Below are 26,139 nucleotides of genomic sequence, written 5' to 3' on the forward strand. Positions count from 1 at the left end.
ACAATGGGCGCACACTCCCCGGGCCTTTCAGGTAGAGGTGGAAGGGGCGCGTATCGCTTGCCTAGGCTGGAATATGGATTCCGTATTTCTGCCGGGCCTGGTGCTGGTCCATGGCTTTCGCGCCCACGCAAGGTGGTGGGACCATATCGCGCCATCGTTCACGGATCGCTATCGGGTGGTCGCCCTCAATCTATCAGGGATGGGCGATAGCGACCGTCGGGAGGCCTATAGCCGGGCGCAGAATGGCAGGGAGATTCTCGCCGTGGCGGCCGCCTGCGGCTTTGCTCCCTTCACCCTGGTCACGCACAGTTTCGGGACCATGGGCGGAATATTGGCGACCAAACTGGCGCCGGAGTGGATACAGCGTTTGATCATGATCGATGCGGGCATTCCTACCGTCGATGAGCAGGCGCATCAAATCCCTACCCCGCCGCTGCGAATCTATCCCGACCAGAATAGTGCGATGGCGCGCTTTCGCCTGATCCCCGATGTTCGCGAGCCGGTCCCCGCGATCATGGAGTATATCGCCCGCCATGGCGTGGTGCAGACGGCGGATGGGTGGAGCTGGAAGTTCGATCATCAAGCCGCCAAGTCGCTCAACAGGGAGCGCTATCGTGACGACCTGTTCGGCGTGAGCGTGCCGACCGACGTCATTTACGGGGCCGAGAGCGACGTAATGACACCCGAGCGCGTGGAATTGGCGCTCAAGATCGCCCCTCACGCCGGAAAGCCGGTCGCGATCCCCGCCTGCAACCATCATGTCATGATCGAGCAGCCCCTGGCGCTGGTTGCGGCGTTGCGCGGAATACTGTCCAATGAACCGGCGCGCGCGGTTCGCTAGTCCTTGAAAGTGGGAGCACGCTTATCGCGGGCGGCGCGCACGGCCTCGGCATGATTTTCCGATGCCAGCAGCACTTCCTGTTCCCGTGATTCGGCGAGAAGCATTGCTGCGTTGCTGGTTTCCCATGGCAGGTTGAGCAGTCGCTTGGCCGCGCGCATTGCATGGGGACTGAAAGCGGCAATGATGCGCGCCATCGCCATCGCTTCGGCATAGGGGTCAGCAGCGACGTGCGTCACCAGCCCGATATCGGCGGCCTCCGCGCCTTGGTAACGGCGCCCGCTGAAAATGATTTCGCGGAGCCGATCTTCGCGAACAAGACCGCGCAGCAACGCGATACCGGCAACATCGGGAACCAGACCCCAGCGCATTTCCATGACGGACAGTTCGGCGTCCGGCGCGCAGAAGCGAATGTCGGCTCCCAGCATCATCTGGCATCCCGCACCAAAAGCGTAGCCATGCACCGCAGCGATGACGGGCACCGGCAATGTGCGCCATCCCCAGGCGCATTGCTGGAACAGATTGGCCTCGCCACAGGTACGCGGCATCAGGTCGCGCAAGGCAGGCGCACTGGCCAGACTGTCGAGATCGACCCCGACGCTGAACGCCCTACCCGCTCCCGAGAGCAGGACGCAGCGAATATCCCGCCGCGCCTCAATCTCCGCGATGGTCGCCGCGATTGCCCGGAACTGCGCTTCGTCGAGAGCATTGAGCTTGTCCGGACGGTTGAAGCGGACATCCGCCACCCCATCCGTGACCGTCATGATTACACGCGATTCCGACATGGAAGACCTCCCGCTATCAGAGGGAGCGGCTCACCACTTCCTTCATGATTTCATTGGTACCCCCGAAGATGCGCGTCACCCGCGCGTCTCGCCATAAGCGAGCCACCATATATTCGTTCATATAGCCTGCGCCACCATGAAGTTGCAGCGCCATGTCTATCACGCGGCCCTGCATGTCAGTATGCCATTGCTTGGCGGCCGACGCTTCCGCAGTGGTGAGCACACCGGCCAGATGCCGGTTGATTGCCCAGTCGAGATGCGCCCAACCCACCTGCAGCTGGCTCTTCATGTCGGCCAGCGTGAACTTGGTATTCTGGAACTGAAACACTGCCTGGCCGAAAGCCTGTCGCTCCTTCGTGAAACTGACTGCTTCGTCGAAAGCGCGCTGCGCGGCAGCTTGGGCGGACACGGCGATCGACAGGCGTTCCTGCGGCAACTGACTCATCAGATAAATGAAGCCCTGCCCTTCCTGCCCCAGGCAATTCGAAATGGGAACGCGGACATCCTCGAAGAACAGCTCCGAAGTGTCGGCCGAATGCTGACCGATCTTGTCGAGATTGCGACCACGCTTGAAACCGGCGGTGTCGGCATCGACCAGGATCAGCGACACGCCCTTGGCGCCCAATTCCGGATTGGTTTTCGCCGCAACGATGATGACGTCGGCATTCTGGCCGTTGGTAATATAGGTCTTGGAGCCATTGATGATATAATGATTGCCGTCCTTCCTGGCTGTTGTGCGGATACCCTGAAGGTCGGACCCTGTGCCCGGTTCGGTCATGGCGATCGCCGTGATACATTCGCCGCTGACCATTTTGGGTAGATACTTGTCATGCTGCTCGGGCGAGCCATAGACTTCGATATATTCGGCCGTGATGTCGTTCTGCAAAGTGATACCGGCCGAAGAACCGGCATAGGCTAGTTCCTCCGCAACCACGACGTTAAAGCCGAAATCGAGCCCCAGCCCTCCATGTTGTTCCTTGACCGTCGGGCAAAGCATCCCAGCGTCACCGCAGGCGCGCCAGAAATCCCGGCTGACAATCCCCTCCTCCTCGAAACGATCGAGATTGGGGATCAATTCCCTAGCGAAGACCTGCCGCACGGTATCGCGGAACATCGCATGGTCTTCGTTGAAGGCAAAACGGGCGGCGGTGTCGAGCATGATGATCTCCGGGTCGAAGGCATGGGGCGCGCGTCAGCGGCCTTGATATACGGGCGGGCGTTTCTCAACGAAGGCGGTCATCGCTTCCCGATGGTCGAACGTTTCCGACAACATGACCTGTTGTCGGTCCTCGATCGCAAAAGCAGACTCGATTGAGGGGGCGTCGATGTTCATGTTGAGCGCTTGTTTAGTCAGCGACAGGCCATAGGGGCTGTTCGCGACCATTTCATCGGCCAGGGCGAGACCGGTATCAAGCAGCTTTTCCGGCTCCACGACGTCACTGAGCAGGCCCAGTCGCAGGGCGCGATCGGCATGGATGAACCGGCCGGTGAGCAGCAGTTCCGCGGCCAAGCTGGCGCCGACGAGTCGCGGCAGAAAATAGCTGGAACCGATGTCCGCCCCGCCGAGACCAATCTTGATATATGCCGCATTCATACGAAGATCGGGTGCGCCGAACCGCACGTCCGATGCCAGCATCAGCGAGAAGCCACCGCCGCATGCCGCGCCATGGCCCAGTGCAATGAAGGGCTGTGGCGCCAGGCGCATGGCCTTGAGTACGTCACCCAATTGCGTCTGCACGCGCCAACTTCTCTGGAAGCGGGTCTCATTGGTTTCGGTGCGGCTTTCCTTGATGTCCAGGCCAGCGCAGAAGGAGCGCCCTTCGCCGCGTAGAATAACGACCCGCACATCGCGCCTGTGCTTGAGCGCACAGACATAATCGCCCAGTTCGCCAACCAGTTGTTCGGACAGAGCGTTGAGCGCGGCAGGCCGGTCGAGAGTAACGATCTCGACTGGTCCGCGTCCCTCAACTCTGATGGTCTGAAACGTCATCCTACTTCTTTCTCGACAATTCCCAATGGCGCTGCATCATCTTCGCTGCTTCTTCCGCCAGGTCACGAGGAACTTCGGGGTACATCGCGATCCCGCCCTTCTTGGGAAGGGCGATGGTGGCCGTGGCACGAACGGTCTCATCGCCCCTCTGGTTGGTGAAGATGACCTTCACATCGACCAGATTCTGGCCACCTTCCTCGCGCTTGCCGGTGACTTCGCCGGTGATCGTTTGAACGTCGCCCATATAGTTGAACTTGCGAATTTCATCATGAACATGGGTGATGATGCCATCATCGCCAGCCCAATCATTGAGATAGTGCCACAGATAGCTTTCGCGCATGACCCCATAGTCGTAGGCCATCGGATTGCCGATCGCCTGTGCCCAGAGCGGATCCCAATGAAGACGCTGTGCCACGTCGGGAACGCCATACTCGTTCTTCACATAGAAGGCCGGGATACGCTTGCGATTCTTGTGCGCCAGGCGACCGACGGTCGGCGCGTAGGGTACAAAACCGTAGCCGCCGGCATGATAGACGATGACGTCAGTAACGGTGAGCGGTCCCTTGGCCATCTTCCCCAGGCTGTCGCCCACCTGGACGTCTTCGAAATTGCGGAGCTCGCTGCCACGAACGACCTCGCTCGCATAGACCTCATCGATCTTCGCGATATCCTCGTCAGTATAGGTCGCAGGCTCAATCGCGCTGTATTTGCCTTTCTTGGCGGCAGTCTTGCGTTCTGTCAGCACTCGCAGAATGCGATAGACGGCTACGACCTCGCCGCGTTGGTTGATCTTAACGTCCTTGCGCACCGAAATGACCGAGCGACCAGAAAACTCGGACTGCTTCACTTCCGAAGTCTCATCGCCATTATAGCTGTAGATGGTGTCGCCGGGGAATACCGGACGATACCAGTTCCATTGCGAACCGGATACAAAGACGTGGACGCCCTTCCACAAACTCTTACGCAGCGCCTTGATCTCTTCGCTCGGCGGATCGCCGAGCATTGGCGAATTGATCTGGCCGACCATCATGCCTGGCGCGATCACGCTGCCCCATCGGGTGCCGCGTGCATAATCGGGATCGCAAAACAGAGGATTATCGTCCCCCGTGCCATGCGCGAAATTGCGGATATTGTCGGTCGTCGCGGTCTGGATATATTCGCGGGTCTTGGCCGCCTGCATATAGCCCAGCAGCTTTTCCTGCCTTTCGATGTCATGGTCGGTGATCGCATAATCGACCGCCTTCTGCCATTCGTCGCTCTGCTTGATGTCGTCGGGGGATTTGGTCGCCATGTCAGTCTCTTTCCCAATATTCGAATGGATCAGGCCGCGTCGGCAGCGTCGGACGTGAAGAGGTCGCGCACCTGCGGCAGCGCCGGCTTCATCGAGGGCGTGCGCGGCACATCATCGACGATGAGGAATTTGACCGGCACCTGATAGGGCATCAGATGTTCCCTGCCATATTCCTTGAGTTCCGCTTCGGATGGCGCCTCGGCGCCATCCTTGAGCATGACCGCCGTCATGGGGACAGCCCCCAGGCGACGATCCTCGATACCCACGGTGACTGCCTCTCGTATCGCCGGATGCGATTCATAGGTCTTGTTCACATCGTCAGGATGCACCTTGAACCCGCCCCGGATGATCGCGAGATCAGCGCGCCCCTTGATGAAAAGAAAGCCGTCCGTGTCGATGATCGCGCGATCGGTGGTCCGCAGCCAGGCGTCACCCAAACCGAATTGCGCAGCCTTCATTTCCAGCACGCCCTCTTCTCCTAATGCTTTTTCCTCGCCCGTATCGGGATCGACGACCCTGCCCTTAACGCCCGGTTGGAACCGGCCGACGCTGCCAGGCTTCTTGTCCCAGAACTGGTGGAAATCCTTGAGCGCCCAGCCAGCAACCGCGCCGGAAAATTCGGTGGCGCCGTAATTCTGCAGCACAGGCAGATTGTAGCGCTCCATAAATTCCTTAGTGACTTCGAAATCAAGCGGCGCAGCGCCCGTGCGGATCGCGACCAGGCTCGAAAGATCTTCCTTGGGGATGTTCGCGTCCAGGATCATCCGCAGGCCCGCTGGCACCGCACCGGCCACCTTGGGCTTGTGCCGCTTGATCGCGTCATGCCAACTTGCCACCGAAAATTTTTCGAGCAGACATGCCTTGCGCCCGCCAGCGATACAGGTGAGCGCGCCCCAAAGTCCGCCAATATGCGTCATCGGATTGGACAATATTGTGGTGCCGGGCCGCAATTTGGCCGCTTCACCCGGCTTGCGATCCTTTTCGTAACTGAGCGCGCCTTCGAAACTCTTGTCGAACGCGGCTCGCTGCAACGGTATGCGCTTGGGTTTCCCTGTCGTGCCGCTCGTCAGCATCTCGACGATGATGCCCGGCTCAGTCTCTTTCACCTGGTCGCTGAATCGCTCAAAACCGGGGCGGAAGCGTGCGCCTCCCAATATGCCCGGCAGCTCGATCACAGCGGTACCGGCAGCCTTGAGCACCTCCAATATGCCCGGGCGATCCAGATCCGCTTGCTCGGCGATGACAACGGGCAGGTCCAGACCTTCCAGATCCTTCACCAGCCGATCGTCGGGCAGCAGCGGATTGATCGAAACCATCGTCATGCCATCGGCCACGGCAGTCAGAACCGCTGCGAAGGGAGATGGCCGGTTCTTCACCATAACGCCGACGCGAGCGTCCTTTCCCAGACCAAGCGTGGCCAGCAGGGTCCGGATCTCAGCAATGGTATCGCCCAGTTGCCGCCAGCTATACCATCTGCCTTGGTAGTCGATGACCTCGGCCGACGGATCGATCGTCAATACGCCGTTCAACAGGTCGGAAAAAACGGACATTGCAAACCCCCGGAATTACGGTCGCGGACTCACGTTCCAATGACGCCCGCTTTTCTTATATAACTAGGTAACATAGGAAGGCACAGCAGCGCAAGAATGCAGCGCCAGCCGCCCACGCCTACTCCTACAGTTGATCGAAGGGCACATTCTTGTCCGCTCGCATCTCACCTGGCATTCCCAGAACCCGCTCGGCAATCTGGTTGCGCAGCACTTCGTCCGCACCGCCAGCGACTCGCAGCGCCGTCGACCAGATATAATCATCCTGAATGCGTGCAGTTTCGCTGCCCTCTTCGGCTATGAGGCCGGCGGGGCCCCGCATTTCGAGCGCCAGGCCTGACGTCTTCTGATAGCGGTTGGTGTAGGCGAGCTTCACCATCGACGCGAGGGCGCCAGGATTTTCACCGCGCGACACCATGGTGCGCAACCGGGCCTGGAAATAGCGTTCCGCCTGCTCTTCCGCATAGGCCGAGGCGAGCGCCGTGCGGATTGCGGCGGAATCCAGCGCGTTGCCGCCATTGCGCGGGGTATCCGCCGCGTAGCGGATGAGCGCTCCGATGCCACCGCCCTTGCCTTCGCTTCCCTGGTTCAGGCGCTCTCCCATCAACACCGTCATGGCGCACGCCCAGCCTTCACCTTCGGCACCGATCCGGCAGGATTCGGGAATGCGGACATCGGTCAGGAAGGTTTCGTTGAAATCGCTCGCGCCGGAAATCTGGCGGATCGGACGGACGTCGATACCTGGGGTCTTCATATCGACGACGAAGAAGGTCAAGCCTTTGTGCTTGGGCAGTGTCGGATCAGTGCGGACGATCAATATGCCCCAATCCGAATGATGCGCCCAGCTCGACCACACTTTCTGTCCGTTGACGATATAGTCGCTGCCATCCTTGATCGCACGCGTCCGCACGGCCGCGAGGTCCGAGCCGGCCGATGGCTCCGAAAAGAGTTGGCACCAAGTCATTTCCCCCCGCAGGGTTGGGCCAGCGAATTTTTCGATCTGTTCGGGCGTGCCATGCTTGAAGATCACCGGCAGCGCCATCCCCAAGCCTATGCCGATATAGGCCTCCTTGGCGAGGTGGTAATTATTTTCCTCCTCGCCGAAGACCGTAGCTTCCGCGATGGTCGCCCCACGACCGCCATATTTTTTGGGCAGCAGGATGCCAGCATAGCCGCCTTCGGAAAGCCGTTTTTGCCAGGCTTTGCCGAGCGCAACCTCCTCGGCTTCCGATATGCCATCGGGCTTTTCAAAGGCCGGGGCATGGGCGGCCAGCCACTCGCGCGCCTCCTTGCGAAAGGCGGCCTCTTCTGGCGTGTCGTTGAAATCCATTAAACCGTCTCCGCCTTGAACTGCGATCCGGGAAGATGCTGGATGAGCCGGTCGGCCCAAGGTTCGCGCCCGCCCAGGCTGAGCGCCAGCGTCCGCTCGCGCCGATAATAGAAATGGCAGTTGGCCTCGAATGTGTAGCCGATGCCGCCATGGACCTGGATATTCTCCCGCGCTGCATTTTCGAATGCATCGATAGCGGTCAGCCGGGCCGAGGCGGCGGCGACGGGCAACGCGTCGGGATCATTAAGCGCAGCCCAGGCTCCGAAATAGGCGTTGGAACGCGCCAGTTCGACGGCGACCGCGATGTTGGCGAGTTTGTGCTTGATGGCCTGATAGCTGGACAAAGGGCGGCCGAATATCTGTCGATCCATCGCATAATCCCGCGCCATCAGCAGGCAGGCGTCAGCTCCACCCACTGCTTCGAATGCGGCCTGTACGGCGGCACGGTCGAACAACTGGTCAAGTACTCGCTCCGTCGGCGCCGACTCCAGCAACTCCGCCGCGGCGGCATCGAATTGGATCGCGTAATGGGCACGCAACTGATCGAAGCTGTTGAGCCGGCTCCGCGTAACGCCCGATTGGGCCAGGTCGACAAGCGCAAGAGCGGGCTTGTCCGCCACCCTGGCGAGAACGACAGCCACGGTAGCGACGCCGCCATCGGCGACGGGCGTCTTCTGCCCGGAGAGCGTCGCGCCGTCGACCCGAGTCTTGACCGCATCGCCAGTCCAGCCGGCTGCCCCTTCGGCATAGGCAAAGGTCCCGATCGCCTCTCCGCTCGCCAATTTCGGTAGCCAATGCGCCTTTTGAGCATCCGATCCCGCCAAGTTGATAGCGTCGGCGGCCAGAATGATCGAGGAGAAGAAGGGGAGTGCGGTGTTGGCGCGACCGAGTTCTTCGCTGATGACGCCGAGATCGAGTTCGGTCATGCCCAGACCGCCAAATTCTTCCGGCAGGGTCACGCCCAGAAAACCCATGTCGGCGATCTCGCGCCATAGCGACTCGTCCCATTCAGCCCTGGCGTCGATCAGTTCGCGCAAACGGTCGGACGACGATCGCTCGCCCAACAGCCCGCGCGCCTGCTCCGCGAGCATTTTTTGTTCGTCGGACAGGTCGAAGTTCATGCTCGTTCCTTGTGTACGCTACGGCTGTACCATTCACCTCTCCAACTAAGGTAACTATGTCAAGGGTGCAATGGCATTCTTGCTAGGCGCGACCACCCAGATTGAGGCGAGCGCCGCCTTTTGTTGAGCTTGCTCGGTAAAAGTGGTGCCAAAACAACAGCCAGCCACTTTGCAAACAAAGCCATTGACCAACAAGTCCAACTAAGCCAACTAACCGGAAACCGCAAAACTGATATGCGGTCAGCTATGAGGGAGGATGTAACAATGGAATCCTGTTCTACATTTCGGGCCAAGCTGACACGATCCGTCTCCGCTGCCGCGATTATGACCATCCTGTCCGCAGCGCCTGCCTTGGGTCAGGACAGTGTCGCCAAGAATAGCAGCACGCTGGAGGACATCGTCGTAACAGCGCGTAAAGTAGCGGAAAACTTGCAAGACATCCCCGTAGCCGTCACTGTGCAGACCGGTGATGCGCTGCGACAGCAATCTGCTGTCCAGGTCCCTGACATCGCCCGCCTGACCCCCGGCATCACCTTCACGCAGGCATCGTCCAACGGGTCCGCCTCGAACATCACGATTCGCGGGCAGGTCCAGACGGACGTGCTGGCCACACTCGATCCTTCGGTGGGCGTCTATGTAGACGGTTTTTACTGGGCCCGGGCCTATGGTCTGAACGCCAACCTGCTCGACATCCAGAATGCGCAGGTGTTGCGCGGTCCCCAAGGGACGCTGTTCGGTCGTAACACCACCGGCGGCGCGTTGCTGATCCAGAGCAACGACCCGAATTATGATGGCATTTCCGGCATGATTTCGGCAACCTACGGTCGTTTCAACGAGCGGGACGGCACTGCCGTGCTGAACCTGCCGATCGTTGCCGACAAGGCCGCCATGCGCGCGGCCTTCACGGTGAACAAGCGGGACGGCTTCATCAAGAACGAGATCACCGGTCGCGACCTGGCGCAACGCGACAGCTATACCGGACGCGTGAAGCTGCGGCTGGACCCGACTGATAACTTCCAGCTCATCCTGTCGGGAGAATTCTATGGGATGAAGAATTACGATCGTCCCTATGAGCTTCTGTATGTCGCGCCCACGTCGCCGGCAAACATCGAGGCCGCGCTGGAAGCCAATCCCGCCAACGCAGCCTTGCTGGCAGTACCAGGCGGTGCAGCGCAGCTGGTCGGCATCGGCAGCGGACTGTTCTCCAACTATATTGCCACCTATACCGGCACGGACAAGACCCGCCTGAACGATGGCGACCCGCGGGTCGACGTTAAGAGCCAGACCTATGTGATGACCGCCAACCTCGATACATTCTGGGGGGCGCTCAAATTCATCGGCGGCTATCGTACCATCAAGTCGATCGCGCCGATCGACCTGGACGGGTCGCCTTATTCCATCGTGAAAACGACCGGCAAGCAGGATCTGCAATCCTATTCTGGCGAGTTGCAGGCCACCGGTACGGCCATGAACGACAAGATAGACTTTGCAGGCGGCATCTTCGCATTCAATGAAACCGGTCGTGACGAATCGACATCGATTGCGCTGCCAGCATTGACTCGCGTGTCGTCCGGCGGACTGCTGCCGCAAACCTATTATATCGGCGACATCACCAATCGGTCGATGGGCATGTATTTGCAAGGCACGTTCCATTTCACCGATGCCTTTTCCGCCCTCGGCGGCGTCCGCTATTCGGTCGAGGACAAGAATATCGTTTCGTTCAATGCGACGCGGAATGCCGATACCGACGCCTTGCTGCGCTGTCTGATCGCCACGGCCACCCCTGGCACCTGCCGTGCGGAATCCAAGTCCGGCTTCGACGGGATATCCTATACGCTCGGCCTGAACTATCAGATCAATCCGGATGTCCTGGTCTATATCAAGACGAGCAAGGGTTTCCGTTCCGGCGGCCAGAATCTGCGTGCTGCCGGCGCGACGACGGGCGGCGCCTTCGCGCCGTTCGGGCCGGAAGTGGCGCGGGAGCATGAAGCCGGTTTCAAGGCGGAGATGTTCAACCGTAGGGTTCGCTTCAACCTCGCCGCCTTCTACAATGAGGTGAAGGACATCCAGCGCACGACCTTGCTGGTCAGCCCCGACGGCAGTTCGACCTCCACCGTGGTAAGCAATGCCGGCAAGGCGCGCTTCTACGGTGGCGAAGCGGAGGTGACCGCCCGACTGTTCGAGGGCTTCACCCTGTCGGGTACCGCGGCCCTCTCCAATGCGAAATATCTGGAATTCGCGGACGCCAGCGGCGACCGGCGGGACGAGGTGTTCCAGAATGTCCCCGAATGGACCTTCAGCATCGCGGGCGATTATGAAAGGTCGTTCGGGTCCGCCACGATGCGCGCGCATCTCGACTATGCGTGGCAGGACGACACCGCGCTCTATGCCTTCCGCACGCTCCAGACCGGCAATGCCCTCGACGACAGCATCACCAACGCAGTCGCCAAGGCGCTGACACGTCCGGCCGGTGGCGAACTGAACGGTCGCCTCGGCGTGTCCTTCGCCGACGACACGATCGAACTTGCGCTGTTCGGCCGCAACATCCTCAATCGCCGGGTGGATATTGCGGGCCTCGCCTTTGGCGCGCCCCTGTTCCTGGCGATGGGCAAGCGCAACGATCCGGCTACCTATGGCGTCACTGCGACGTTCAAGTTCGGCGGCTTCTGACCGCTTCCGCCAGACGCGCCTAAAGCGCCGCGCCCGGCGAAAATGAACCTTAAGGTGACAAAAGCACCGCGAAGCGCGGCCGGCGATGTCACCTTAAGTCACTTTTGAAGCCACTTTTGCGAGCCTAGCTGAAAGCGCGACCATAAGCATAGGGGAACCGATTTGCGATATATCATCGCTAAGTATGAAGCAGATGAAATCCTACATTTGAAGCTTTTTTCGGTCCCCGTTCATCAGAAAATAAACCGAAACGATCACAATTGGGTCAGACATGAAAAGGGCCGGCAGTTCGCCGGCCCTTTTTTTGATGTGCGCGCATGTCAGGGGAAGACATGCCGATCGTCAGACCGGTAGTTCGTCGATTCCCATGACCATGCCGGTAATATAGGCGCCATGGTCGCTGAGGATATAGCCAGCCAGATTGCCGAGCGACGCTTGCGCCGCGCTGGATGCCGCGGCGAAATCATCAACCACAGCACTGGCGATCGCGTTGGTCCTGATACCGTCCCGGCCCCATTCGACCGCCAGCGACTTGACCAGATTGTCGAGCGCGCCATGGGCGCTCAATTGTGCCGCGCGGCCGCTACAAATCCGCGGTGACGGCATCAGGAACAGGATAGCGCCCCGCTCATGCGCGGCGATGCGGCGGCGGGCAAATTCCGCCGCGTGCAGGAAGCGGCCGTCGATATCGGCCGAGAACCCGTGTCGCCAGCCTTCAACCGAAACGGTTTCGGCGGCTTCGTTGCCAAGCGGTGCTCCGGCATGGACGAGCAGGTCGACGGGCCGCCCCTGCCGCGCGTCGGCTTCGACAAAGGCCGCGGCGATGGCGGCAGCATCAGCAGATGGATTCCTGATGTGGGTGACGCGCGCGCCGAGTGCAGCCAGCGCCTTTGCCACGCTGTCGACGGCGGCGCCGGTCCCCGCGACCATAGCATGACGCCCTGCGAGCAGATCAAGCATCGCGTTCATGGCGCCACTCCCCAGATCGAGTCGCGTTCGCGCGGTGGCACGAAGGCAGGGCTCATCAACTGACGACGCAGACGGTCCCCGCCGTCGATCACCAGCGTTTCACCCGTCACACCGGACGCGAAGGGCGAGCAGAGAAAGGCCGACACCCAGCCAAATTCGCGCGTCCGCCCGACCCTGCCGAGCGGGAACATGGCGCCCAGGCGCGCGACGGATTCCGCATCGTCCGACGCATTGGAGCGTTCATGCGGGAAGAAGCCCGCCGCCACGCAATTGACGCGAATACCATGCGCTTTCCAGTCGGCGGCATGGGCTGTCGTCATGGAAACGATCGCCGCCTTGGCCGCCGCCGAATGGGCGTCGCCGGGAAAGCCCGACCAGACATATTGCGCCGAATTGTTGACGATCGCGCCGCCGCCGCCCGCCGCAATGCGGCGCCGGGCAAATTCCGACGAGACGAAGAAGGTGCCGTCGATCGCGATGCGGGTGATCGATCGCCACTGGCCTGGCGACATGGCCTCGGCCAGCACCGGATAATTGCCGCCGGCGTTGTTGGCGAGCAACGTCACTGGCCCCAATTCCCGTTCGACGGTGTCGAACGCGGCAGCAATGGCGTCCGGGTTGCGCACGTCACCCTGAACACCGAGCGCGACGATGCCGAGATCGGACAAGGTCGCCACACCCTTTTCCAGCGTTTCGGCGGTGCGGCCGAGCAGCGCGACCTTTGCCCCGCCCTGCCCGAAAGCCGTCGCCATAGCGAGGCCCATGCCGGAGCCGCCGCCGGTGACGACGACGGCCTGGCCGGCAAAGCAATCGGCCGGAAAGGGCGCGGTTTGGAACGGGGGTGGTTCCACCACGATATGATTTGCAGGGATGTTCACGCCTTCCATCTCCTCATGAATTTTCCATCATCGCTAACTAGGTGCAACAGCACTATCGTAGCGGCGCCACCTTCGCTATAGCCAGGGAAAAATGACATAGCGCCAGTTAACGCGTGCATTGCAGGAGAAGGTGCCGGATGAAAAACGGATCGACGGCAGCGGTCATTGGCGCGCTCTGGATTGCGGAGATCACCGGATCGTTCGAAACCGCCATGATCTATGCCGCACAACGCGCGCTGACCGACGACCTTGGCGATCCGGTGCGAGTCGGCTGGCTCATCACCTCCTACCTGCTGATCGGCGCCGGGGCCGCCGCGCTGGCCGGGCGTTTGGGAGATATTTTCGGGCGGCGCCGCCTGATGCTGGCGATGCTGGCTGTAGGGTTCGTCGGCTCCCTCGTCAGCACTTTTTCAGCCAACTATCCAATGCTCCTCGCCGGGCGATGCCTCCAGGGGCTTACCGGCGCCATCCTCCCGCTCTGCGTGGGGCTGGTGCGCGAAAATCTGCCGCCGAGGAAAGTACCGATGGGCATCGGCCTGATGATTTCCGGCGCATCTGCGGGAACGGCCTGCGGGCTGGTGATAGGCGGCATGATCGTCGATCATTTCTCCTGGCATGGGGTCTTCTTCGCCAGTGCGTTGTTCGCCGCCACCGCTTTTGCAGCCATCTACCTGGCGCTGCCAAGATCGCCGCGCATCATCATCGAGGGACGTCTGGACTGGGTCGGGGGGATATTGTTCGTCCCTGCCATCTTCGCCCTGCTGCTCGCGATAACAAGCGGTCCCAGATGGGGACTGGCCGACTGGCGCACAGGCGCGGCGACAGTGTCGGGCCTGACCTTGCTGGCGCTGTGGATATGGACAAGCCTGCGGACGGCCAGGCCCCTGTTCGACGTACGCCTCTTTGCCAACTCCCAGGTGTTCATCGCCAACGCTGTGACGGCGCTGGTGGCGATGAGTACGCTTCAGATCACGCTGGTCTTCTCGCTGCTGTTGCAGGCGCCGACCTGGACCCAGATCGGGCTTGGCGCGACGGCAACACTGGCTGGCCTGGCGAAGCTGCCGTCCAATATCGGTTCGCTGGCGGCCGGGCCGCTGAGCGGCTGGATGACGTCACGGGGCGGCGGTCGCACAACGATGATAACAGGAGGCTTGCTGACCACCGCGGGGTGGCTGCTCGCCATGTTCTTCAATGACAGCATCCTGGTCGTCACGATGATCCTGATCCTGATATCCTTCGGTGCGACGATGCAGTTCGCCGTCGGCCCGACCATATTGGCGGGCGCGGTGCCGCCGGACCGCACGAGCGAGGCGGCGGGCATGATGACGGTCATGCGGCAAGCCTTTCTGGGCGTCGGCGCGCAGATGGTTTCGGTGCTACTGGCGACCAGCACCGTTGCCACGCCCGGCGGCGGAGCGAGCTACCCCACCACGGGCGCCTTTTTCCTGGCAATGGGCGTGATCGTGGCGCTGTGCATCACGGCCACGCTGCTGGCCTTTGCTTTGCCGCGCAATGCCGGGGTCGCAGCGGATTGACACGGGTCTGTCGGATCATCCCACGCTGGGATAGCCGCCACCGCCGAAGTCTGCATCCACCGCTGCGCGATCCACAAAACCCTGAGCGGTACGCGGCAGGCTGTCGACGAAGTGGACGATCTTTGGCTTCTTGTACGATGCCATGCGGTCGCGGCAATGATCGATCAGCGCCTGGGCATCGACCTCCACGCCCTCCCTGCGGATGACGACCGCCTTGACATTCTGGTCCCATTTGGGGTCGGGCACGCCGATCACGCAGACGTCAGCAACGCCGGGATGCTGGCGCAGGCAGGCCTCCACCTCGGCCGGATAGACATTCTCGATCCCGGTCTTGATCATCGTCGTCTTGGGACCGACAAAGACCAGGCTGCCGTCTTCCAGACGCTTGCCCAAATCATTGGTGCGGTGCCAGCCATTGACGACGCGACGCGCATTTTCCTCCGGCCGGTTCCAATAGCCGCACATGACGATCGGTCCGCGCGCGAAGATTTCGCCGGTCTGGCCGCGGGGCAGTTCATTGCCTTCTTCATCGCCGATCTTGAACGAGACGAAGGGCACGGGGCGGCCTGCGCCCTGCCCTCCCATCCACAGCACCGATGTCAGCCCGCCAATCTCCGTCTGGCCATAGCCACCCAGCTTCCGCACGGCCGGGGCGTCGGCCGGCATGACCATCGGCATCCGCCAGTCCGACATCTGGTTATCGGCAAACAGGCTGGTCACGTCATAGGTGCCGTCCTTGTTGACCTCCCGCATCTGCAATACGGTCGGCTGGGGCACGAAGGCGTGGGTCAGCTTTTCCGCCTCGATCATCCGCAGGAGATTTTCAGCGTCCACGCGCGGCACGAAAGCGTTGCGCCCACCCGCCAGGAAGGTGCCGAGCGTGCCCATGAGAACGCCGATATGAAACATCGGGCCGGATACGAGATAGCCGGAATGCTCGTCTATCTTCTGCGATTGCAGCGCGAGCCAGGCCATGATGAGCAAGGACTCGTGGCTAAGGAGCGCTGCGCCGGGGCGGCCGGAAAAGGCGGCGGTGTAGATGGCGAGCAAGGGCGTGCCGGTATCGACAGGGGCAAAGTCGCTTTCGGGATCGGCCGCCGCGAGCAACGCTTCATAGCTGTCCTCGCCATCGCAGCCGTCATGGCAGATCCAGTGGCTGTCAGGTTTCCAGCCGTCGCGAGCCTGGCGATTGCCTTCTCCAATCTCCTCATTTTGCCAGAATGTGACTTTGGGATCGAAATCATCCAGCATAGCGGAGATTTCGGACACCGATGCGCGCCAGTTGGCTGGGCAGAATATGGCGCCGACGCGGGCGGAGGCCAGCAGCGCCTCAAGCACGCGCATACTGTTCTGACCGAGCCAGAGGACGCGGTCGCCATGACCGACGCCGCGGGCCCGCAAAACGCCCGCCAGGCGGTTCACGCGTTCGTCAAATTCGGCATAGGTGAAGCGATGTTCGCCGTCGATGGCCGCGATCATGTGCGGCCGGCTGCGCGCCTGCTCATGCAACAGATCGCCCAGACCGTAATGATGGACGGCGATGTAGGGGGCGAGATCGGCGTGGTTGGTCATCGGCTCCGGTCCAGAAAGTCGAGCAGCGGTGCGTTGAATGCGTCATTTGCATCCCCCGCGACCATATGGTCCGCCTGCTCGATGTTGATGAATTCGCTGTGGGGAATGGCGCTCTGGAAGGCGGCGACCCCGTCCATGCTGACGATACGGCTCATGCCGCCGCGGATCAGCAGGGTCGGCGCGCGCACCCGCGTCGCGGCGCGCGTAAAGCGCGCCTCACGCTCGGCAGGATCAAGACCTTTGATATCCTCCAACATCGCCGGATCCCAATGCCAGTAGAGCCGGCCGTCCGCACGGCGACGCAAATTCTTCATGAGGCCGGTGGGATCGGACGGACGCTTGCGATGGGGCAGATAGGTGGCCACGGCATCGGCGGCATCCTCGACGGTGGCAAAGCCGTCGGGATTGCCGGTCATGAAGCCCCGAATTTCCTGCGCGCCCTCCATCTCGATCTGCGGCACGACGTCGACCAGGACAAGGCCGCGCGCGATCGGCGCCGGGCTTTCGCCGACGGTCAGCAGGGACGCAAGACCACCGAGCGACGCGCCGACCAGCACCGGCGCGTCGGGTAGTGTCGCAACGATCGCGCGGATGTCGCCGACATGAGCGTCTATGCGATAGTCGCCGTCGGGCGCCCAGTCGCTGTCGCCATGGCCGCGCAGATCGACCGTGATCGCGTGGAAACCGCGCGCCGATGCAGCATCGAGGGCCGTGCCCCAGCTATGGCGGGTCTGGCCGCCGCCATGGAGAAAGATGACGCTCGGTCCATCGGACGGCCCCGCCTCATCCGCCGCCAGCGTAACGCCGCCATGGCCGTGGAAACGGATCAAAGGACGATGCGCGGCCCCAAGGCGCCGCCGGGACAGGGATCGGTATTGATCTGCGCCGTCAGGGCCACGGGCAGCCGGTCGAAGGCCATGGCGCGATCAAGGCGGCTGGTGACATAGGTGGTGTCACCGTGCGTCTCTATCAGCCATTCGCGGCCGTCATAATGAGCGCCCCCGCGGTGCCGTCCCTCGATCGCGAAAGCAGGGCCGAGCGGTATCCAGCGGCGCAGGTCAATCCCTTCGGTCCCTTCCAGCGCATCATAGGCGTCGCCCTGCGCCCAGACGATCTTCCCCTGGAACAGGGTTTTCGCGTCGTGCCCCGCGTTGCGGATGGCATCGAGGACGATGGGCGTCACCACGGCCACGATCGCGACGTCGAAGCGGCGGATTGTCGCTTCGGTGCGGGCGCCATCCCAGCTATTGGCTTCCGAATTGCACACCGTCACGCCGCGTTCCTGGAGCGCGCGTTCGAAGGCGGCAAGGAAATAGGCGTCGGCCTGCGTCCCCAGGATCAGCGCGAAGCGGCCGCGCAGATCCCAGTCGCTCGCCAATACGCGGCGGAAGAAGGCTATGGTGCGGTTCACTTCGCGCTCGCTGATCGGCAGCAGCCGCGTCACGCCATTATCGCTGAACTGCGCGATGGCGCTGGGGCGGATCATCGACAAGGTCTCGCTCATGACTTTGTTACCCTCGGGATTTTCTGGGGGGGGCCAAGCTTCAGCAACTCTTCTGCCGGGACCAGTTCGATGTCGGACGGAACGCCCAGCACCTGCGTCACCTTGCTGGCGATACGGGCCGCAAGCGCCTCCTGGCTGTCGGTCAGCCCGTCATAACCCACGCGCAGACGCAGCAAGTCCATCCGGGCCTGGGGCCGGATGATCTGGAACAGGGCCGCCTTGGTTTCGGGGAATTGTTCGACGATCGCCTGGATGTCGCGCGGCAGGACCGCGGTCCCATTGATGAATGTCTGGTCGCCGGCACGGCCGAGCGTCCAGAAGCGCAGATGGGTGCGCCCACAACTGCATGGCGAGCGGTCGAACTTGACGAGATCGGCTGTACGAAAGCGAACCAGCGGCGCCCAGGGATCGGACAGGGCTGTGACGACCAGTTCGCCCATCTCGCCATCGGGCACCGGATTGCCATCAGGATCGAGATTTTCGACCAGCGCCAGATCTTCCCAGGCGTGGAAGCCGTTATGCGCGCGACATTCCATCGCGCCGGTCACGTCGCCCAGGGAGGTGTAATCGAAAATCTCGATCCCCCAGTCCTTGGCCAGCTTCTGGAAGCGCGGACTCATCGGCTCGCCGCCGAACACGCCCCCCTTGACCGACTTGAAGACCTCGCGCGGATCCTTGTCGCTCGTCTCGAAAAACTTCTCCAGCCCGATCATCATCGGCGTGGAGAGCATGTAGAGAATGGTCGGGCGATAGGTTTCGATCGCCTCGATCATCTGCGGCAACATCGCAGGATCATGCGGCGACAGGATCGGCGTGAAGCCCGCTTCGTTGAGGAAGGACGTGCGGTTGATGCCGCCCCGGAAGGTGAACATCATATAGGTGACATAGTCGCCGCCGCGCGCGCCGATCTGCCAGAATTCGCGCAGGATTTCCGGTTCGGTGGCGCTGCCCTTGCCATTGGGCACCGGGGTCGGATCGCCGGTCGTGCCCGACGTGAAGCCGACATGCGGAATGTCGCGATAATCGGCGATACGCAGCCCGCCGCAGGGATCATCGTTGCGGTCACGATAGTCGCGGATCATGTCCTTGTCGATGAAGGGCGCCTTCGCCCGATAATCGGCCAGCGACTTTATGTCCGACGGCTTGACCCCGGCCGCATCCCACACTTCGCGGATGAGACCGTTGCCGTCATAGACATATTGCAGCATCGCCAGCAGGCGCAATTCCTGCAGCTTGTCCAGTTCGGCACGCGGGAGCGTCTCGATCTGCGGGTCGAGATAGCGCAGGTCATCGGGCTGCGGCCCTTGCGCCGTGACGGGACGGGTGATTTCGCTGATCTGGCTCATAAGGCCTCCGCGGGCTTGAAAACGGGCAACACCCAGCCGTCGTCAATCGGGTTCCAGTCCACCTGGACCTTCTGGCCGATGCGGACATCCTCCGCATTGATGCCGCCCAGATTGGACACAAGGCGCGCGTCGTCGGTGCCGTCGAGGGTGACGACGACGGGAACGTAGATATAATCTTCACCCGTCTTGGGATTTTTCGAACAGATGGCGAAGCTGAATATCGTTCCGGTGCCCGGCAGGTCGGGCCATGCCTTCTGCGTAGACTGACATTTGGGGCAATAGGGCGAAGGCGGCATACGAAAATGGCCGCAATCGCCGCACTGGCAGGCGGTGAGCCGCTGTTCCCGAGCGGCTTCCCAAAAGGGTTCCGTATCGGGATTGGTGGTGATCTTGATGCCGTCGCCCGGAAGGACGCGTGCGGGTCCGTAGCTCATCAGGCCCTCCTCAGAACGAGACCGGAAACGGGCAGCGACGCAGGGCCGCCGGTCACAAGTGCGAATTCACAATCCTCGACCTGGTTGACGGTCGTGCCGCGCACCTGCTCCACACCCTCGACGATGTGAGTCATGCCAATGATATAGGCTTCGTTGAGGTTGCCGCCGTGAGTGTTTACAGGCACGCCGCCGTTTACGCCGCCCCTGGTCGCCTTGTCGTAGCGAATCTTGCCGGACAGGACATAGTCGCTGCCCTCGCCCTTTTCGCAGAAGCCATAATCTTCCAGTTGCATCAGCACCATGGAGGAAAAATGGTCGTAGATCAGCGCGACATCCATATCCTTGGCCGTCAGGCCCGTCTGGCTCCAGATACGGTCCGCGACGAACTTGTGGCCGGACGAGGCAAAGTCGGGATCGGGCATACCCATCCAGGCAAAGGCCCGTCCCCATTCGCGGGTGCCGCCATGGGCGACGCCATGCACCACGGCAGGCTTGTGGCGGCAGTCCCTGGCGCGGTCCATCGTTGTCGTGATGACCGCTACTGCGCCGTCGGTCTCCAGGCAGAAGTCGAGCCGGCGCAATGGATCGGCCAACATCGGCGAGTTCCAATATTCCTCGTCCGACAACGGCTTGCGACGAACCGCCTTGGGCCGGTCCAGCGCATTCTCGCGGGTGGCCTGGACGATTTCCTTGAAGGCTTCGGGCTGCGTGCCGTAGAGGTGCATGTGACGACGGGCCAGGACGCTCATCAGATGACCGGGACCGACAAGGCCCGAAGGTTGAAGGAAGCTGTTTTCGGGATTGGGGGCGGACGAGCCGAACACCACGCCCAGCCGATGCTGGGGCAGTTGCTGCAACGCCATCAGCGTCACCGTGTAGGTGCAATCCTGGTTCATCAGGCCGGCCGTCGCGAGACCGATCGCGCCCGGGCAGCCGCCGCCCCCGCTGGTCAGCGTCGCGGAAAAGCCGACATAGGGAATGCCCAGCGTTTCCATCAGGCTTGCTGTATCGAACTTGTCGAGATAGCCAGCGCCGGCGGTGGAATAATAAGCGATGCCGTCGATCTGGTTGACCGAGATGCCTGCATCCTCACACGCCTTCAAAATGGCTTCACCCGCCATGTCGTTGATCGTGCGCGGCCAGCTCTTACCGCGAACATAATAGTCGGTCGCGCCAATCCCGACGATCGCGCATTTATCCTGATTTACCCAGGTCATCCCGTTCCTGCTCTCTCGATTCCGGTATCCGGTCGGGGCAAGCGCCTCTCCCGGTCCCGTCCTGGCCATGGAATCACGGACAGGCGATTATTGTCGAAACCTTTCTGGCCTAAATGGGTACCTCTTGTCACGCCAAAAATGCGAACTGATAAAACCTAGTAATATATGTCAGGCCAGCCTGATCAGCTAAAATGCAAGCGGCGATATTTGCCGCGGAAATAGAGCAGGGGATCGCGGTGCGGCTCGAACTGAACACGCTTGACGCGTCCGACCAGAATCTGATGATCGCCCGCGTCATGAACCGTGTCGCGGGCACATTCGAAACTGGCGAGCGAGTGGCGGATTACGGGCACGCCGCTATCCCATATGTCGCAATCGGTCTGCCCGAAGCGATCTTCGGTACGACTGGCAAAGCGGCCCGATACCGGTTGCTGGCCGATATGCAGGACGTTGACCACGAAATGGTCGGCGGTCAGAAAAGCGGGCAGACTGCCTGCATTATTGGCAATACACACAAGCAGAAGGGGCGGATCGAGCGACACGGAGGTGAATGAATTGGCTGTGAGTCCGACGGGGTTGCCATCTGGGTCGAGGGTCGTGACGACGGTTACGCCGGTGGCAAAACAGCCCAGCGCATCGCGCAGCGTCCGGGAATCCGAGCCGGCGACATAGGAGGGCGGCGAAAGTGGGACCCGTCGTTCCAGGAAATCGAGCAGAAGCGCGTTGAAAGCGTCCGCCTGGTCGACCGCGACCAGATGCCCTGCGTCGCTGATTTCGACGGCCTCCACATCGGCGATGCAGCCAGCAAGTTCGGCGACGGATTCGGGGGTGCTGAGCGTGCTGCGCTCCCCGCGAACGATCAGTGTCGGTACCTTGAGCTGCCGCGCCGCATCAATCAGCCGACCTTCCGCCGCTGGCGTGTCGAAACTGTCCAGAATGCGCGGATCCCATCGGCCGCCATTGGCAGTCGCGACACGGCGCAGCGTTTCGCTCATGCGGCTTGACCCTGCCGGGTCCATACGGGGCGGTGCATCAACGAGCACGAGACCTGTCGCCAGCGCGGTTTCGCTTTCCCCCAGCACGGCGGTAGCGATCCAGCCCCCCAGCGATGCCGCCACGATCACGGGCCGGGACCGCAATGTCGCCAGGACCGCGCGGATGTCGCCGCTATAGGCATCGAGATCATAGCGACCATCGGCAGGCCATTCGCTGGCGCCATGCCCTCGCAGATCAAGGCTGATGACATAGCGCCCGGCTTCGGCGAGGGCGACTGCTGCCGACCGCCAAGCATCATGGGTCTGACCACCGCCATGCAGCAGCAATATGCCCGGATCATCCTCTTGCCCGAAGCTCTGCGCGACGAGACGCACACCCCCAAAACCGATATAGTCAAGTTGTGCCATCATGCCTGTCCTGTCGTTTATGTCTCATCGCTCGCTCGTCGCGCCGCGGCGGCCTTGTCCTCCGCAATCCAGCTTTCGACCTGCCGCCCGCGCCGCATCCCGATCAACAGGGCGATTTCACTGTCGCCCGACAATATGGCGTCGCAATAGCTGCGCTGTAGCGCCAGCCAGAGCCTGCGACGTTCGGGCGCGCGGCGGTAAAAGCGATATTCTCGTTCCAGCAGGCCGAAGGTGTAGCTGATGCCGATGAAGAGGATGAGGACGGGATCCCCGCTCATGTTCGCGATAAGCTGGGACAAATAGATTTCGGCATCCAGCGTTTCCCGCTGATTTTCCTCTCGCGCCTCACGTTCGTCGATCGCTGCCCGAAAGCTTCTGAGTTCCGCGATCAATTTTGGATCGGTGCATTTGGCCGCCTCCGCGCCGGCGGTCGGGTAGATCAACATGCTCGCCCGGTTCATCTGCTCCAGTGTCGCCGATTGGAGACGGAGCCACAGTGCAGGAGACTGGACCACATGCCGCGCACTGGGCCGGGTGGCATAGAAGCCCCCGTTGACGCCGCGGCGGACCGAGAGGAGGCAGTCACTTTCCACGACTTTCGCTGCCTGACGAAGGGTCGGACGGCTGATGCCCATGCGCTCGAGCAGTTCGGCTTCGGATCCCAGATAGTCCCCGTCCCCGGCCTGAAGGCTGAGTTCCGTCAGTTCCCGCACTGTGCGTGCGACCACGGAACCGCCCAATTCGACAGCTTCGTTGAGGTCGAGAATATTGTTCATGTCGAGCATCCTGTCCTTACCGCTCCCGTCGCGACGTGATTGCTGGGACCGGGCAACATGCTCATTACAAAAGCGCGGGACTTGGACAAGGAAGGCCGGCAACATGCGCGCCGGCCTTCCCCAAATTCCTCAGTTGCCGAAGCGATAGGTGATCGTGCCGCCATAGGTAAAAGGTTCGCGATGCACGCCCGACACATAGCCGAGACCGCCGACATACAGGGCCTGAACCACCTTGCGATTGTTCGTCAGATTGCGACCGAACACCGCTAGTTCCAGCTTGTCATTCATAAGCGATAGCGAGGCACGCGCGCTCAACACGCCCTGCTTGGGCGACGTCGTGGCGTCGATGATGTTCTGCGCGATAGTCGTGCCGGTGTTGGGATCGATGGTCACGCCCTGCGGATCCCCGATAAAGGGTGTATAAGGCTGAAGATTGATCGCAGAGGTCCAGCTATAGTCTGTGCGCAGATTGAACCGGCCGAAATCGAATGCGTGTTCGTAGCTGCCGGTCAGGGACCAGGTCCATTTCGGTACACCTTCAACCCGCTCGTCCAGACGGTTGCCGGTCAGGTTGGTGCGGCTGGGCAGTTCCTGATAGTCCTTGTATTTGGCATTGGTGTAGCTGCCGGTCCCGCCGACCTGGAAGCCAGCGGGCAGCTGGACCAGAAATTCGCCTTCCAGGCCCCAGATGCGAATCTTGCCCGCGTTGGTCAGAACCGTCTGGGTCGTACCGTTGGCCAAGCCGATCAGCGTGGTCCGCTGGATGTCGTTCACGTTGGAATAATAGCCTGCCAGATTGAGGCGCAGGCGGCGATCGAACAATTCGCTCTTGATGCCGGCCTCATGAGCATAGGCGATCTCGGGCTTGAAGGGGATGGCCGTCGCGACCGAGTTGGCACGCAGATTCTGTCCGCCGGAACGGAAGCCCTTGCTGGTCTTGAGATAGACGAGCACATCCTCGCTCAGCTTGTAGTCGAGGCTCGCAAGATAGGAGACGCCGTCGAAATCATCGCGCACGCGGAGCGCGCAGCCATTGGCCACCGTTGCTGTCGGGATTTGACATGCGATAGTTCCGCTCGTGCGGTTCTGGGTAGAGTTTCTGGTGGTAAGACCCTTGTCATCCACCGAGTAGCGCAGTCCGCCGGTGAAGGAGAGGCGATCGGTGAAATGATAGGTGGCCTGGGCATAAGCGCCGATGCTGTCATTATCGAGTTCACCATTGAAGAACAATGTATTGGGATTGAACGATGGCAGAGATATGGACGAAGAAGTGTCGAACCCTGATTCATGAAAGTAGAAGGCGCCACCGGCGAAATCAACCGCGTCGTCGAGCGCAGTGCCCGTGATCTGCAACTCACCCGAATATTGGGTCAGGGTCTGATCGCCGGTCGTGGTATGGATGGGAGCGGCCGATCCGTCCAGGTCCAGTCTTGACGTCGTGCTTACCTTGCGCCAGCCGCCGACGAACTTGATCGCACCAAAGAAGGTGTCGAGATTGATCGTGCCATTATATGTCTGCGTCTTGACCCGCGTCAGCGGCGATGCGTCGGGGAGGTTGGGATTGCCCGCCACCCCCTGCGACAGCGCGGTCTCGCTAGCACCCAGGCTTGTATAATAGCTGCGCAGGTTGCCGCCCGCCTGAAGCGCGCCCGAAGCACCGATCGCCGGGTAGGAGAAGGGGTTGATGCCGGTCGGCACCGGCAGGCCGGCGGCTGTCAGAGTGGCCGCAGCAGCAGCACCCGCCGCCTGCAAGCTGGCATTGCCCGCTGCGGATGGCGCCGTCAGTCCCGACGGTATCAGATATAGCATCTGGCGACCGGATGCATTGACATCCTGCTTGAAATATTCCGCAGAGAACAGAAAGCTCAAATTGTCGGTCGCCTGATACAGGATCTTCCCGCGCGCAGCCCAGTTGTCGCGATCATTATATTTGTCGCCGGTGATGCGATCCTTCATCCAGCCATCGCGCAAGTTGCGCTGGAGCGCTCCACGGATTGCCAGCTTGTCGTCGATCAAGGGGATATTCACGACGACTGTTCCGACACGCTCGTTGAAACGACCATAGGTCGCCGCGATGCTGCCGGAGACGCCGTCGAAATTCGGATTGTTGGTTTCGAACAGCATCGCGCCGCCGGTCGTGTTGCGGCCGAACAGCGTGCCTTGCGGCCCCTTCAGCACCTGTACGCTGCTAAGGTCGAGCAGATCCTGATTCAGGCCATAAGCGCGCGACCAATACATGTCGTCTACATAGGTGCCAACCGAGGGATCGAGCGTCGCGAGTACGTCCGTCTGTACCTGACCACGCAAGGTGATCGAAATGGCTGTAGGATTGGAAGGCGACTCACGCACGGTCAGGCTGGGCGTTGTGCGCGCGACGTCGGATACCTTGGTCGCACCCTGTTGCAACAGTGTTTCGGCGGTAAAGGCCGTAACTGCAACCGGAACATCCTGAAGATTTTCGGCAACCTTGCGCGCGGTTACTATGATGTCTTGCAAGCCGCCCTGTTCGCTGGCCTGCGGCGCCTGCGCGAACGCCGGCGTAACCGACAATGCTCCGAACGCGGTACCAAGCAAGAGCCCCGAAACAGCCCTCCGCGCCGAGTGACGAAGTGGATGCATATCAGACAACCTCCCATTCTGTTTGGATCAGAACCTCTCTAGGGTCCATATGAGGCTGATTTACACATTCAGCCCGGCGAAGGCAATAAGATAGGTATCTCTTTTATCGAGGTGCGCAGTTTAATCCAATAATGCTCAATAACCTAGTTATCTATCTTGATGACACATCGACATAATGCCGATCACGCCCTCCGCTTCGCATTGATCGCGCAACTTGCCAGCGCCGCAAGGCAGTCGAAACCGGGAGCCAAAAAGCGAATCATTCCACTGCGCCCGATCGACCCTCCCACCCTTTGGTCTCCACCGCTGCGCCC

General features: G+C 61.3%; 21 protein-coding genes. 3 read left to right on the forward strand and 18 right to left on the reverse strand.

The window, feature by feature from the left end:
- The first annotated feature begins 73 nt into the window (after positions 1-73).
- Positions 74-841, forward strand: coding sequence for an alpha/beta fold hydrolase (locus tag A7Q26_RS20175; protein WP_066863533.1), 768 nt, complete (start codon positions 74-76; stop codon positions 839-841).
- Here A7Q26_RS20175 and A7Q26_RS20180 read toward each other — a convergent pair.
- The 7 genes from A7Q26_RS20180 to A7Q26_RS20210 form a co-directional block, all read right to left on the reverse strand.
- On the reverse strand, positions 838-1,623 hold the full coding sequence (locus tag A7Q26_RS20180; protein WP_066863537.1) for a crotonase/enoyl-CoA hydratase family protein: 786 nt from the start codon (positions 1,621-1,623) through the stop codon (positions 838-840). The genes A7Q26_RS20175 and A7Q26_RS20180 overlap by 4 nt on opposite strands.
- Positions 1,624-1,639: 16 nt before the next feature.
- Entirely contained in the window at positions 1,640-2,782 is a 1,143-nt protein-coding gene (locus A7Q26_RS20185; RefSeq protein WP_066863541.1) for an acyl-CoA dehydrogenase family protein, read from the reverse strand.
- Positions 2,783-2,815: 33 nt separating this feature from the next.
- Positions 2,816-3,613: an enoyl-CoA hydratase/isomerase family protein gene (locus A7Q26_RS20190; protein ID WP_066863544.1), complete on the reverse strand. Its 798-nt coding sequence runs from the start codon at positions 3,611-3,613 to the stop codon at positions 2,816-2,818.
- Position 3,614: 1 nt separating this feature from the next.
- Complete coding sequence (locus A7Q26_RS20195; RefSeq protein WP_066863547.1) at positions 3,615-4,904, reverse strand: FAS1-like dehydratase domain-containing protein; 1,290 nt, start codon at positions 4,902-4,904, stop codon at positions 3,615-3,617.
- 29 nt (positions 4,905-4,933) lie between these two features.
- Positions 4,934-6,454 (reverse strand): class I adenylate-forming enzyme family protein, encoded by a 1,521-nt coding sequence (locus A7Q26_RS20200; RefSeq protein ID WP_066863550.1) that lies wholly within the window; start codon positions 6,452-6,454, stop codon positions 4,934-4,936.
- Between the two features lie 124 nt (positions 6,455-6,578).
- Positions 6,579-7,781, reverse strand: a complete 1,203-nt coding sequence (locus A7Q26_RS20205) for an acyl-CoA dehydrogenase family protein (RefSeq protein ID WP_066863553.1) — start codon at positions 7,779-7,781, stop codon at positions 6,579-6,581.
- Positions 7,781-8,902 (reverse strand): acyl-CoA dehydrogenase family protein, encoded by a 1,122-nt coding sequence (locus tag A7Q26_RS20210; RefSeq protein ID WP_066863556.1) that lies wholly within the window; start codon positions 8,900-8,902, stop codon positions 7,781-7,783. Before A7Q26_RS20210 ends, A7Q26_RS20205 begins: the two co-directional genes overlap by 1 nt.
- A 264-nt stretch (positions 8,903-9,166) precedes the next feature.
- Between A7Q26_RS20210 and A7Q26_RS20215 the strand changes: the two genes are divergently transcribed.
- Complete coding sequence (locus A7Q26_RS20215) at positions 9,167-11,572, forward strand: TonB-dependent receptor (RefSeq protein WP_198163001.1); 2,406 nt, start codon at positions 9,167-9,169, stop codon at positions 11,570-11,572.
- Positions 11,573-11,914: 342 nt separating this feature from the next.
- Here A7Q26_RS20215 and A7Q26_RS20220 read toward each other — a convergent pair whose 3' ends face one another.
- Both A7Q26_RS20220 and A7Q26_RS20225 read right to left on the reverse strand, forming a co-directional pair.
- Complete coding sequence (locus A7Q26_RS20220) at positions 11,915-12,541, reverse strand: SDR family oxidoreductase (RefSeq protein WP_066863562.1); 627 nt, start codon at positions 12,539-12,541, stop codon at positions 11,915-11,917.
- Positions 12,538-13,419, reverse strand: coding sequence for an SDR family oxidoreductase (locus tag A7Q26_RS20225; RefSeq protein WP_198163002.1), 882 nt, complete (start codon positions 13,417-13,419; stop codon positions 12,538-12,540). Before A7Q26_RS20225 ends, A7Q26_RS20220 begins: the two co-directional genes overlap by 4 nt.
- A 137-nt stretch (positions 13,420-13,556) precedes the next feature.
- Here A7Q26_RS20225 and A7Q26_RS20230 point away from each other — a divergent pair, with 137 nt between their 5' ends.
- Complete coding sequence (locus A7Q26_RS20230; RefSeq protein WP_066863567.1) at positions 13,557-14,954, forward strand: MFS transporter; 1,398 nt, start codon at positions 13,557-13,559, stop codon at positions 14,952-14,954.
- 15 nt (positions 14,955-14,969) lie between these two features.
- Here the strand turns inward: A7Q26_RS20230 and A7Q26_RS20235 are convergent, their stop codons facing one another.
- From A7Q26_RS20235 to A7Q26_RS20275, 9 genes are all read right to left on the reverse strand, one after another.
- Positions 14,970-16,526 carry an AMP-binding protein gene (locus A7Q26_RS20235; protein WP_066863570.1) on the reverse strand — a complete coding sequence of 519 codons (1,557 nt, stop codon included), beginning with the start codon at positions 16,524-16,526 and terminating at the stop codon, positions 14,970-14,972.
- The gene (locus tag A7Q26_RS20240) at positions 16,523-17,356 is read right to left on the reverse strand and encodes an alpha/beta fold hydrolase (RefSeq protein ID WP_066863573.1); all 834 of its coding nucleotides are present in this window, start codon (positions 17,354-17,356) and stop codon (positions 16,523-16,525) included. Before A7Q26_RS20240 ends, A7Q26_RS20235 begins: the two co-directional genes overlap by 4 nt.
- On the reverse strand, positions 17,353-18,030 hold the full coding sequence (locus A7Q26_RS20245; protein WP_066863576.1) for a hypothetical protein: 678 nt from the start codon (positions 18,028-18,030) through the stop codon (positions 17,353-17,355). Before A7Q26_RS20245 ends, A7Q26_RS20240 begins: the two co-directional genes overlap by 4 nt.
- On the reverse strand, positions 18,027-19,376 hold the full coding sequence (locus tag A7Q26_RS20250; protein ID WP_084439233.1) for a phenylacetate--CoA ligase family protein: 1,350 nt from the start codon (positions 19,374-19,376) through the stop codon (positions 18,027-18,029). The genes A7Q26_RS20245 and A7Q26_RS20250 overlap by 4 nt, the downstream gene beginning before the upstream one ends.
- The gene (locus tag A7Q26_RS20255; RefSeq protein ID WP_066863579.1) at positions 19,373-19,810 is read right to left on the reverse strand and encodes a Zn-ribbon domain-containing OB-fold protein; all 438 of its coding nucleotides are present in this window, start codon (positions 19,808-19,810) and stop codon (positions 19,373-19,375) included. The genes A7Q26_RS20250 and A7Q26_RS20255 overlap by 4 nt, the downstream gene beginning before the upstream one ends.
- Positions 19,810-21,027, reverse strand: a complete 1,218-nt coding sequence (locus A7Q26_RS20260; protein ID WP_066863582.1) for a thiolase C-terminal domain-containing protein — start codon at positions 21,025-21,027, stop codon at positions 19,810-19,812. The genes A7Q26_RS20255 and A7Q26_RS20260 overlap by 1 nt, the downstream gene beginning before the upstream one ends.
- A 182-nt stretch (positions 21,028-21,209) precedes the next feature.
- The gene (locus A7Q26_RS24900) at positions 21,210-22,433 is read right to left on the reverse strand and encodes an alpha/beta fold hydrolase (protein ID WP_228221279.1); all 1,224 of its coding nucleotides are present in this window, start codon (positions 22,431-22,433) and stop codon (positions 21,210-21,212) included.
- Between the two features lie 14 nt (positions 22,434-22,447).
- A complete protein-coding gene (locus tag A7Q26_RS20270) occupies positions 22,448-23,206 on the reverse strand; it encodes a FadR/GntR family transcriptional regulator (protein ID WP_198163003.1) in 759 nt (252 codons plus the stop codon).
- 129 nt (positions 23,207-23,335) lie between these two features.
- Positions 23,336-25,756 (reverse strand): TonB-dependent receptor, encoded by a 2,421-nt coding sequence (locus A7Q26_RS20275; protein WP_198163004.1) that lies wholly within the window; start codon positions 25,754-25,756, stop codon positions 23,336-23,338.
- Positions 25,757-26,139: the final 383 nt, after the last annotated feature.

This window comes from Sphingobium sp. TCM1 (assembly GCF_001650725.1).
Classification (GTDB): Bacteria; Pseudomonadota; Alphaproteobacteria; order Sphingomonadales; family Sphingomonadaceae; genus Sphingobium.